The 8,819-nt window shown below is 44.4% G+C and carries 6 protein-coding genes and 2 pseudogenes; all 8 read right to left on the reverse strand.

The features are described 5' to 3' along the window. Positions 1 to 69: 69 nt before the first annotated feature. The 8 genes and pseudogenes from DW793_RS07710 to DW793_RS07745 all read right to left on the reverse strand — a co-directional run bounded on the left by DW793_RS07710 (position 70) and on the right by DW793_RS07745 (position 8,633). Positions 70 to 1,254, reverse strand: a complete 1,185-nt coding sequence (locus DW793_RS07710; RefSeq protein ID WP_118157547.1) for an aspartate aminotransferase family protein — start codon at positions 1,252 to 1,254, stop codon at positions 70 to 72. A gap of 32 nt (positions 1,255 to 1,286) precedes the next feature. Next, positions 1,287 to 2,143, reverse strand: a pseudogene (argB, locus tag DW793_RS07715) (acetylglutamate kinase). A gap of 34 nt (positions 2,144 to 2,177) precedes the next feature. Next, complete coding sequence (gene argJ / locus DW793_RS07720; protein WP_118157548.1) at positions 2,178 to 3,434, reverse strand: bifunctional glutamate N-acetyltransferase/amino-acid acetyltransferase ArgJ; 1,257 nt, start codon at positions 3,432 to 3,434, stop codon at positions 2,178 to 2,180. 463 nt (positions 3,435 to 3,897) lie between these two features. After that, positions 3,898 to 4,845 carry an N-acetyl-gamma-glutamyl-phosphate reductase gene (gene argC / locus DW793_RS07725; protein ID WP_118157549.1) on the reverse strand — a complete coding sequence of 316 codons (948 nt, stop codon included), beginning with the start codon at positions 4,843 to 4,845 and terminating at the stop codon, positions 3,898 to 3,900. Positions 4,846 to 4,980: 135 nt separating this feature from the next. Further along, positions 4,981 to 5,424 (reverse strand): hypothetical protein, encoded by a 444-nt coding sequence (locus DW793_RS07730; RefSeq protein WP_118157550.1) that lies wholly within the window; start codon positions 5,422 to 5,424, stop codon positions 4,981 to 4,983. Then, positions 5,405 to 6,778: an argininosuccinate lyase gene (gene argH / locus DW793_RS07735; RefSeq protein WP_118157551.1), complete on the reverse strand. Its 1,374-nt coding sequence runs from the start codon at positions 6,776 to 6,778 to the stop codon at positions 5,405 to 5,407. The genes DW793_RS07730 and argH overlap by 20 nt, the downstream gene beginning before the upstream one ends. A 107-nt stretch (positions 6,779 to 6,885) precedes the next feature. Next, positions 6,886 to 7,320: a pentapeptide repeat-containing protein gene (locus DW793_RS07740; protein WP_117876987.1), complete on the reverse strand. Its 435-nt coding sequence runs from the start codon at positions 7,318 to 7,320 to the stop codon at positions 6,886 to 6,888. 79 nt (positions 7,321 to 7,399) lie between these two features. Further along, positions 7,400 to 8,633, reverse strand: a pseudogene (locus tag DW793_RS07745) (argininosuccinate synthase). Between the last annotated feature and the right edge of the window lie 186 nt (positions 8,634 to 8,819).

Below are 8,819 nucleotides of genomic sequence, written 5' to 3' on the forward strand. Positions count from 1 at the left end.
TCCGTAATTTGATTTTTATTTGGTATTGCGTATCAAACGGGCGAACACTGTTCGCACCTGCACACTTTGTTATTTCTCATCAAGGACTTTTTTCAGTATAGCAAGTCCCTTGTCTATCTGCTCATATGAGATATTCAGCGGCGGCAAAAATCTCAGCTTGTCCTTTGCTGTGAGAATAAGCAGTCCGTTTTCAAAGCACTTGTTAAGCACATCAGCGGCTTTTTTGGTTTTGAGCCTTACGCCTATCATAAGACCAAGTCCGTCAACGCCCTCAACTTCGTCTATTTCTGCAAGCTTTACTCTGAAATACTCGCCCTTTTTGCGAACTTCTTCAAGAAACTCAGGTTTTGTCACCTTGTCAAGAACTGCGTTTCCGCCTGCGCAGGAAATAGGATTTCCACCAAACGTTGAGCCGTGTGTACCCTTGCCAAGCACCTCACTGCACTTCTTGTTAGCAAGGCACACGCCTATTGGAACACCGCCTGCAAGACCCTTTGCAAGTGTGGTTATGTCAGGCTTTACGTTGTAAAGCTCAGATGTGAGGAGCTTGCCGGTTCTGCCAACGCCTGTCTGTACCTCGTCTGCGATAGTGAGGATATCCCTCTTTGCACACTCAAGCATGATAGTGTTCACAAAGCTCTGCTGAAGAGGTATAACACCGCCCTCGCCCTGAACAAACTCGAACATTACAGCGCAAACCTTGTTGTCAAGCTTGTTGAGCTTGTCCATAAGATCGTCAATATCATTAGCGATAACATTTTCAAATCCACCAACGAACGGGAAGAAGTAGTTGTGGAAAACCTCCTGACCTGTTGCAGAAAGAGTGCAAAGCGTTCTGCCGTGGAAGCTGTTTACAAGGGTGATGATGATATTTCTCTCAGCGTCCTTGCCGTATTTGTCAAAGCTGTATTTTCTTGCAAGCTTGATAGCGCACTCGTTAGCCTCTGCGCCCGAGTTGCCGAAGAACATTTTCTCATAGCCTGTTGCCTCGCAAAGTCTTTTTGCAAAGTCAGCCTGTACCTTTGTGTAATAGTAGTTTGAGGTGTGCTGTATCTTGTGTGCCTGATTGCAGATAGCGTTCACCCAATCCTCGTCGCAGTAGCCAAGGCTGTTTGTGCCGATACCGGAGCCGAAGTCGATATACTCTTTTCCGTCCTCGCCCACAGCCGTCTGACCATGACCGCTTTCCATAACAAGACCTATTCTGCCATAGGTCTGCATAACGTGTTCGTTGAACTGTTCTATGGTGTTCATTTTTATCACTCTTTTCAATATGTATTGATATTTTATATAAACTGTGTACCGATACCCTCATTGGATAGCAGCTCGATAAGTATCGAGTGCGGTACTCTGCCGTCAATGATAGTGGTCTTTTTAACGCCACGTCTTACGGCTTCAACACAGCAGTCTATCTTTGGTATCATTCCGCCGCTTATGATGCCTTTCTTTTTGAGATAAGGCACATCGCTGACGTTTACCTGTGGGATAAGAGTAGAATCATCGTCCTTGTCCTCCAGCAGACCAACTATATCTGTCATAAGGATAAGCTTTTCCGCTCTCAGACAAGAAGCGATTCTCGCCGCCGCAGTGTCAGCATTGATATTGTAAGACTGTCCGTCCTCGCCAACGCCAACTGTGGAGATTATAGGAACATAACCGTTGTTCAGTGCGTCAACTATAGGCTTTGTCGTCACCTTTTTGATGTCGCCCACAAAACCAAGGTCTACCTCGCTGTCAAGCTTCTGCGCAAGTATCATCTGACCGTCACAGCCGCAAAGACCGAGAGCCTTTCCGCCATGAAGCTGCAAAGCACACACAAGCTCCTTGTTTACCTTGCCGCAAAGCACCATTTTAACGATATCTATAGTTTCAGCGTCAGTGTATCTCAGACCGTTTATGAACTTGCTTTCGATGCCGACTCTTTTGAGCATTGCGTTTATCTCAGGCCACCGCCATGAACAAGAACTACCTTTATGCCTACCTCGCTTAGAAGCACGATATCGCTCATAACAGCTTCTTTAAGCTCAGCGTTTGTCATAGCGTTGCCGCCGTATTTTACAACGACTATCTTGTCGTGGTATTTCTGAATGTGTGGCAGAGCGTCAATAAGTATCTGACTTCTGATTTTATTGCTTATGTCCATTTCTCATTCTTCTTTCCTATACTGATTTTATGTCTTAGCTTCTGTAATCGCCGTTTATCTTAACATAATCATATGTAAGGTCACAGCCCCATGCAGTGGCAGTGCCGTTGCCGTCGCCGATAGAAACGCTTATTGTGATCTCGTCCTCAAGAAGAACGGTCTTAGCCACTTCCTCAGAGAACTCTATGCCTGCGCCGTTGTGGCAAACGTGTATCTCTCCTGCCTTTGATGACAGTGAAACGTCTACCTTGTTTATGTCAAAATCAGCTTCAGCGTATCCAACAGCACAGAGTATCCTGCCCCAGTTAGCGTCAGCACCGAACATTGCACACTTGAAAAGCGGCGAGCATATAACGTTCTTTGCAACGATTATAGCGGTGTCAAGGTCTTTTGCACCTGTTACAGTACATTCAAGGAGCTTAGTTGCACCCTCACCGTCCTTTGCGAGCATCTTAGTAATGTTCATCATGACGATATAAAGAGCTTTTTTGAACACCTCGTAGCTCTCACCCTCGGCTGTTATCTCAGGGTTTCCTGCAAGTCCGTTAGCCATAACAGCACAGGTATCATTCGTTGACTGGTCACCGTCAACAGACAGGCAGTTATATGTTATCTTCACTATCTCAGTGAGTGCCTTTTTGAGCATTTCAGAGGATACAGCGCAGTCTGTAGTGATAACATTAAGGGTAGTCGCCATGTTAGGGTGTATCATACCGCTGCCCTTGCCCATGCCGCCAACGTGGCAGATCTTGCCGTCCAGCTCAAACTCAACAGCCACTTCCTTTTTCACTGTATCAGTAGTCATGATAGCAATAGCGGCTTTTTCGTTGCCCTCATAGGAAAGTCCCTCATAAAGCTCGTCTATCTTAGCTTCGATAGGTTCAAGAGGGAGTATCTGACCGATAACGCCTGTCTGAGCGATAAGAATTTCCTCAGGCTTAACACCCATTTTCTCGGCTGTCATTTCGCACATTTTGTAAGCCTTTTCCTCACCGTCAGCGTTGCAGGTGTTAGCGTTTTTGGAGTTAAGGATAAAGCCCTTAGCCTTGCCACCTGTTTTAGCAAGATTTTTCTGAGAAACAGTAACAGGAGCACCCTTGACCTTATTCTGAGTAAAAACGCCGGCGGCTGAACACATAACGTCAGACTCCACAAGGCAGAGGTCAGGCTTTTTTGTAGGGTTTTCCTTTATGCCGCAATAAAGACCGTTAGCCTTAAAGCCCTTTGCAGCACACACGCCGCCGTCTACATACTTATAGCCGTCGAAATTTTTCTTTGATATCTCTTTCATATTCAAAACTCCTTACAAAATTTTCACACTAATTAGATCAGGACAGATTTTTTCTATTAATTATTTCTGTAGGGGCGAACAGCGTTCGCCCGCTTATTTTTTCCGCACTTTTATATTCGCACTCATTGGTCGGGAATTGCTCTCCTTTGTGGGGGAGCTTATTGTCGCCGTTGGCGAGTCATTTGAAGACGCTTCGCTGTTCAAATGACAAAAGCGGCGGAGTTTTGTTGGTTTTTAGGCTTGGTTGAGAAATTTTACTTTGGTTTGTTTTATTTTTTTGTCCGCCGCTTTTTTTAGACCGTACTTTTGTGGAGGGGGCTCTGCCCCCTGTTGGGTTTGATTTTGCTTTTGGCTTTATTTTGCCCCCGCTGGGGCTGCTCGCCCCCGTCCCTCGGCAGGGCTAACGCCGCCCTGCACCGGCGATTTTTTGTGCGGTGCTTTTGGTTTGTTTTTTGCTTTTTTGTTATTCCAACCCTGTTGCTTCGTTTATACCCAACATTATATTCATATTCTGTATTGCTGCGCCGCTTGCGCCTTTTCCAAGGTTATCAAATCTCGACATAAGCAAGATCTGATCTTCATTTCCGCAGACAAATATCTGCATATTATTTGTTCCTGCCAATGTATTCGCTGCGATAAATCCGTCAGGAAGCGTTTTTGTTCCGCCAAGCTCCATTACCTTAACGAAATGCTGACCTAGATAATGCTCCGCCATTATTTCATGGATATTCTCAGGTGTATATTTCTTTGTCAAACATCTTGTCACCAGCGGCACAGAAACAACCATACCATTATAATAGTCGTCCACTATCGGATTGAACATAGGCTTATATTTAAGTCCGCACACCGCCTGCATTTCAGGGATATGCTTGTGCTTCTGCCCCAGTGCATACTGACGTGGAGAATACATTTCCTTTGTTTTATTTTCGCTCTCCATAGCGGCTATCATTTTCTTTCCGCCGCCGCTGTAGCCTGAAACTGCGTGGCAGGTAACAGGATAATCCTCAGGAAGCACTCCTGCCTTTACGAGAGGATAAACAAGGCTTATAAAGCCGCTTGCATAACAGCCTGGATTTGCAACTCTTTTTGAATTGCGGATATTCTCTCTATGCTTTTCGGAAAGCTCAGGGAAACCATAGTCCCATGCAGGGTTTGTTCTGTGGGCGGTAGAAGCGTCGATTATCCTGACATCAGGGTTTGTGCAAAGTGAAGCCGCCTCCATTGCCGCTGCGTCAGGCAGGCATAGAAAAGTGATATCCGATGAGTTTATCATCTTTGCTCTCTCGTTCACGTCCTTGCGCTTTTCCTCGTCAATGAGCATTATCTCAACGTCATTTCTGTTCTGAAAACGCTCATATATCTGAAGTCCCGTTGTTCCCTCTTTGCCGTCAATAAAAACTCTTGTTTTCATTTTTCTTCATATCCTTTTATAAAACTTTATGATTTTGTCTGTCAATAATCTGTATGCTCATGCAAACGCAAACTTTTGTAGGGGCGAACAGTGTTCGCCCGTTTGGCTGACAGCTCTTTAGCCGTCCGCATACTTTTAATTATCGTCCAAAATGTTCTTGTATTCAGGTTCTTTTTTCAGCTTTTTACGCTTTTTATCTTCCTTTGCGGCATTTATTGCGTCCTTGTCCGCAAAGCAGTTTCCAAGACCTGCGGCGAAGCCTGCGGTCAACACAGTGAGCACGATAAAGTTCGGCACTACCGACCTTGCTTCCTCCACAAAGATATATTCTATCACCGAAACCGCTATCATCACAGGCGCAACATACCATTTCAAGCCGTAGTTCTTAGCGTGTCGGTAGCAAGCCCACCATGTACACACAGGGTACACCACCGTAAATCCCACCGCAAACAGCGGATATATCACAAAAAGCTTAGCCGTAAAAAGCCACATTATAACTGTCGCAAGCTCCCACAGCACAAGATATAGCAGTGCCGCCTTAACAGGGGAGCGGTGTTTATCAAAGCTTATTTCTGACATATTCTATCTGAACTTTTACAGACTCAGGCGCAGGACCGCCTGCCGCTTTTCTCTGCATTACGCAGGTGTCAAGGCTGATAGCGTCATAAACGTCCTCGTCAAAGTTGTCAGTAAGCTTCTTGTACTCCTCCAATGGGAGAGTTTCAAGTGTACAGCCCTTTTCAATGCAGGTGTGAACGAGAGTGCCTGTTATCTTGTAAGCGTCCCTGAAAGGCATACCCTTTTTAACAAGATAGTCAGCGCAGTCAGTAGCATTGATAAAGCCCTTGGCTGCGGCGTTTCTCATGTTCTCAGGGATAACTCTCATTGTGGCAAGCATCGGATCGAAGGTTTTAAGACAAAGCTTAACAGTGTCAATAGCGTCAAAGATAGCTTCCTTGTCCTCCTGCATATCCTTGTTGTATGCAAGCGGCAGACCCTTCATCATTACGAGCAGTGTGTTAAGGTCGCCGTAAACTCTTCCTGTCTTTCCTCTTATAAGCTCAGTAACATCAGGGTTTTTCTTCTGCGGCATGATAGACGAGCCTGTTGCATAAGCGTCGTCAAGCTCGATAAATTTGAACTCCCATGAGCACCAAAGTATTATCTCCTCAGAAAATCTTGAAAGGTGCATCATAAGCAGTGAGATAGCCGAGCAAAGCTCGATGCAGAAATCTCTGTCTGAAACGCCGTCGAGTGAGTTCTGTGTTATCTCGTCAAAGCCAAGCAGGTCGCAAACTCTCTGTCTGTTTATAGGGTAAGTTGTGGAAGCCAGCGCACCGCTTCCCAAAGGCATGATGTTCGTTCTCTTGTAGCTGTCCTCAAGTCTTGAAATATCTCTCAGAAGCATATTTGCATACGCCACAAGGTGGTGAGCAAATGTGATAGGCTGTGCCCTTTGAAGATGAGTATATCCCGGCATAACAGTTGTGAGATTTTTCTCTGCAATGTCAAGGATAGTGTGTTCAAGCTTTTTCACAAGCTCGATTATCTCTTTCGTTTCGGCTCTGAGTATCATTCTCACGTCAAGTGCAACCTGATCGTTTCTTGATCTTGCCGTATGAAGCCTCTTGCCTGTGTCACCGAGCCTTTTTGTAAGCTCAGCCTCAACAAACATATGAACGTCCTCTGCAGTAGGGTCGAACTGTAATTTGCCCTCGTCGATATCCGCAAGAATACCCTTAAGTCCCTGGACTATTTTTTCGCTTTCGTGCTTTTCGATTATACCGCACTCGCCCAGCATTGTGGCGTGTGCCATAGAACCCTCTATATCATAGCGGTACATTCTTGCGTCAAAGGAAATAGATGAATTGAAATCATTGACTCTTTCGTCAACTTCCTTTGTAAATCTTCCTGCCCACATTTTTCCTGCCATTTTAAAACCGTCCTTTATGTTTATTTCAAGTTATCAAATATAAAAAATGTATGGGCAAAATGACCCCAAAGGATCATCCTGCCCCAATACATTTCAATAAGTGCGGATCACATTTCCTTTTCGTGCTGTTCAAGCAGCTTCTGGATATCCACGCCGTTGATCTTCAGACCGTCTATCTTGCAATCGTTTATCTCAACGTTTGTAAGGTCACAGTGAATGAACTGTGAGTTCTTAAGATCAGGATTTTTAAACTCAACATTGTTCATGATAGAGCAGCCAAATCTCGAGTTGCTGAGATTTACGCCCAAGAACTTTGTGTTTACCATATACATATCTGCAAAGTCGCTTTCTTTCATGCTGACGTTGTTGAAATGTGTCTCATCCATATTAACGTCATCGAAAACGGCTTCCTTAAGATTTACGTTCGAGAACTTTGCTCCGCCGAGGTTTACGTCCTCAAAAGAGGAGTTCGGCAGGCTGTCATAAGAGATCTCGACCTTCTTGTCTATTGCAGGCTCAAAAATGCTGTTGTTATCTGACATATCAAAACCTCCGTGAAAAATATTATACAAACTTTTTAAGGTTATACACCTTTATGCTCTGTGAAACAGAACGTCGCTATTAGTCCTTCTTAGCGTTTCTCTTCTGCTCGAGTTTAGCTCTTACCTTGATAGGCAGACCGAAGAGGTTGATGAATCCTGCTGAATCAGCCTGATTGTAAACATTGTCCTCATCGAATGTAGCAACTTCTTCATCATAAAGTGTGTATGGAGATGTTACACCTGCGTTTATCATGTTGCCCTTGTAAAGCTTCAGCTTAACGTCGCCTGTAACAGTCTTCTGTGTTTCTGTAACAAATGCGCTCATAGCCTCACGAAGAGGAGTGAACCACTGACCATTGTAAACAATGTCAGCAAACTTGATTGAAAGATACTGCTTAACTCTTGCAGTTTCCTTGTCAAGTGTGATAGTTTCAAGAACTTCATGAGCCTTGTAAAGGATAGCTCCACCCGGTGTTTCATAAACACCTCTTGACTTCATACCAACAAGTCTGTTCTCAACAAGGTCAGCAAGACCGATACCGTTTGCACCGCCAAGCTCGTTAAGCTTTGTAACAAGCTCCTTGCCGTTCATCTCAACGCCGTCAACTGCTGTTGGGATACCCTTTTCAAAGTGGATAGTTACATAAGTTGGCTTGTCAGGAGCATGATAGGTGAAACGCCCATTTCAAGGAAGCCCGGCTTCTCATACTGTGGCTCGTTTGCAGGATCTTCAAGATCCAGACCTTCGTGTGAAAGGTGCCAAAGGTTCTTGTCCTTTGAGTAGTTTGTTTCTCTGTTTATCTTCAGAGGAATGTTGTGTGCCTCAGCATACTCGATCTCCTGCTCTCTTGACTTAAGATCCCAAATTCTCCAAGGAGCGATTATCTGCATATCAGGAGCGAAAGCTTGATAGCAAGCTCAAATCTAACCTGGTCGTTACCCTTACCTGTGCAACCGTGGCATATAGCGTCAGCGCCCTCTTTGATAGCGATCTCAGCTATTCTCTTTGCAATAATTGGACGAGCAAATGAAGTGCCGAGGAGGTACTGGTTTTCATAAACAGCGCCAGCCTGTACTGTTGGATATACATAATCCTCGATGAACTCTTCTGTAAGGTCCTCGATATAGAGCTTAGAAGCGCCTGTCTTGATAGCCTTTTCCTCAAGACCGTCAAGCTCTGTGCCCTGACCAACGTTTCCTGAAACAGCGATTACTTCGCAGTTGTTGTAGTTTTCCTTGAGCCACGGAATGATGATAGATGTATCAAGTCCGCCGGAATATGCAAGGACAACCTTTTTGATCTCTTTTGCCATAACAAAATTCCTCCATTGTATGTAGTAAGTATGTTTGTATAATATTTTCACGGCTCTCATGCCGATAAAATTATTATACACCTTTATACAGCATTGTCAAGTGCTTTTGCATAAAAATTTTATATTTATACACATTTTAAGGCTTTTTAATGTATATTTTTAGACAATATACAATTTATTCTGTAT

The sequence above is a fragment of the Ruminococcus sp. AM31-15AC genome (assembly GCF_003462045.1).
Classification (GTDB): Bacteria; Bacillota; Clostridia; order Oscillospirales; family Ruminococcaceae; genus Hominimerdicola; species Hominimerdicola aceti.

Excerpts from the sequence above, each read along its gene's own strand:
- DW793_RS07710 (WP_118157547.1), bottom strand. The coding sequence starts at position 1,254 with ATGAACACCATAGAACAGTTCAACGAACACGTTATGCAGACCTATGGC.
- argJ (WP_118157548.1), bottom strand. The coding sequence starts at position 3,434 with ATGAAAGAGATATCAAAGAAAAATTTCGACGGCTATAAGTATGTAGAC.
- argC (WP_118157549.1), bottom strand. The coding sequence starts at position 4,845 with ATGAAAACAAGAGTTTTTATTGACGGCAAAGAGGGAACAACGGGACTT.
- DW793_RS07730 (WP_118157550.1), bottom strand. The coding sequence starts at position 5,424 with ATGTCAGAAATAAGCTTTGATAAACACCGCTCCCCTGTTAAGGCGGCA.
- argH (WP_118157551.1), bottom strand. The coding sequence starts at position 6,778 with ATGGCAGGAAAAATGTGGGCAGGAAGATTTACAAAGGAAGTTGACGAA.
- DW793_RS07740 (WP_117876987.1), bottom strand. The coding sequence starts at position 7,320 with ATGTCAGATAACAACAGCATTTTTGAGCCTGCAATAGACAAGAAGGTC.